General features: G+C 50.2%; 1 rRNA gene (only partly in view). It reads left to right on the forward strand.

The features are described from left to right. Positions 1-2500, forward strand: a 23S ribosomal RNA gene (locus ACFIJ5_RS01670) (it extends past both window edges: 158 nt to the left, 241 nt to the right).

Below are 2500 nucleotides of genomic sequence, written 5' to 3' on the forward strand. Positions count from 1 at the left end.
AAATAGGTATATAGAGGTAGACCCGGGGAACTGAAACATCTAAGTACCCGGAGGAAGAGAAAGAAATTCGATTTCCTAAGTAGCGGCGAGCGAACGGGAAAGAGCCCAAACCTAAGTCTTCGGATTTAGGGGTTGTGGATAGATCATAACGGTTTAGATTTTCTAATTGAAGAGAGCTGGAAAGCTCCACCACAGAAGGTAACAGTCCTGTAAGTAAAAGAAATATAAATTAGATCTACTCCAGAGTACCACGAGACACGTGAAACCTTGTGGGAAGCTGGGAGGACCACCTCCCAAGGCTAAATACTACCTAGTGACCGATAGTGAAGAAGTACCGTGAGGGAAAGGTGAAAAGAACCCCGGGAGGGGAGTGAAATAGAACCTGAAACCGTGTGCCTACAATCTGTCGAAGCACTTTATATGTGTGACGGCGTGCTTTTTGTAGAACGAGCCAGCGAGTTACGGTATGTAGCAAGGTTAAGCACCTAAGGTGTGGAGCCGCAGGGAAACCGAGTCTGAATAGGGCGTTTAGTTGCATGCTGTAGACCCGAAACCGAGTGACCTATCCATGGCCAGGTTGAAGCGGAAGTAAAATTCCGTGGAGGACCGAACCCGTTGGTGTTGAAAAACCATGGGATGAGCTGTGGATAGCGGAGAAATTCCAATCGAACTCGGAGATAGCTGGTTCTCCTCGAAATAGCTTTAGGGCTAGCGTCAGGTAATTGAGTAATGGAGGTAGAGCACTGAATAGGCTAGGGGCCATAGTGGTTACTGAACCTTATCAAACTCCGAATGCCATCTACTTGTATCCTGGCAGTCAGACTGCGAATGATAAGATCCGTGGTCAAAAGGGAAACAGCCCAGATCATCAGCTAAGGTCCCAAAGTGTAAGTTAAGTGGTAAAGGATGTGGGATTTCTAAGACAACTAGGATGTTGGCTCAGAAGCAGCCACTCATTCAAAGAGTGCGTAATAGCTCACTAGTCAAGAGATCCTGCGCCGAAAATGTCCGGGGCTCAAACTTACCACCGAAGCTATGGGCTCGAAAGAGCGGTAGAGGAGCTTCCTATATTGGCTGAAGTCGTACCGTAAGGAGCGGTGGACGATATAGGAGTGAGAATGCTGGCATAAGTAGCGACAAACAGGTGAGAATCCTGTTGGCCGAAAATCTAAGGTTTCCTGAGGAAGGCTCGTCCGCTCAGGGTTAGTCGGGACCTAAGCCGAGGCCGAAAGGCGTAGGTGATGGACAATCGGTTGATATTCCGATACCGCCATTTTCCGTTTGAGAAATGGGGTGACGCAGAAGGATAAGATGTGCGCACTGTTGGATGTGCGTCTAAGCACTTAGAGTGATTGAACAGGCAAATCCGTTCAATCTTAAGCTTGAGGTGTTATGGGGAGCGAAATTTTAGTAGCGAAGTATCTGATTCCACACTGCCAAGAAAAGCCTCTATCGAGGAAGATGGTGCCCGTACCGCAAACCGACACAGGTAGATGAGGAGAGAATCCTAAGGCCAGCGGAAGAATTGTTGTCAAGGAACTCGGCAAATTAACCCCGTAACTTAGGGAGAAGGGGTGCCTGCGAGAGCAGGCCGCAGTGAATAGGCTCAAGCAACTGTTTAGCAAAAACACAGGTCTCTGCTAAAGCGAAAGCTGATGTATAGGGGCTGACGCCTGCCCGGTGCTGGAAGGTTAAGGGGATTGGTTAGCGTAAGCGAAGCCTTGAACTTAAGCCCCAGTAAACGGCGGCCGTAACTATAACGGTCCTAAGGTAGCGAAATTCCTTGTCGGGTAAGTTCCGACCCGCACGAATGGCGTAATGATTTGAGCACTGTCTCGACAACAAATCCGGTGAAATTGTAGTGGGGGTGAAGATGCCCTCTACCCGCGATTGGACGGAAAGACCCCGTAGAGCTTTACTGTAGCTTAGCATTGAATTTCGGTATTGTCTGTACAGGATAGGTGGGAGACTTAGAAATAGGGGCGTCAGCTTCTATGGAGTCGTCCTTGGGATACCACCCTGACAGTATTGAAATTCTAACCGGAGGCCATGTATCTGGTCACGGGACATTGTTAGGTGGGCAGTTTGACTGGGGCGGTCGCCTCCTAAAATGTAACGGAGGCGCCCAAAGGTTCCCTCAGCGCAGTTGGAAATTGCGCGCAGAGTGCAAAGGCATAAGGGAGCTTGACTGCGACACATACAAGTGGAGCAGGGACGAAAGTCGGGCTTAGTGATCCGGTGGTTCCTCGTGGGAGGGCCATCGCTCAACGGATAAAAGCTACCTCGGGGATAACAGGCTGATCTCCCCCAAGAGTCCACATCGACGGGGAGGTTTGGCACCTCGATGTCGGCTCGTCACATCCTGGGGCTGAAGTCGGTCCCAAGGGTTGGGCTGTTCGCCCATTAAAGTGGCACGCGAGCTGGGTTCAGAACGTCGTGAGACAGTTCGGTCCCTTTCCGTCGCGGGCGTAGGAAATTTGAGAGGAGCTGTCCTTAGTAC

The sequence above is a fragment of the Haloimpatiens myeolchijeotgali genome (assembly GCF_042688525.2).
Classification (GTDB): domain Bacteria; phylum Bacillota; class Clostridia; order Clostridiales; family Clostridiaceae; genus Haloimpatiens.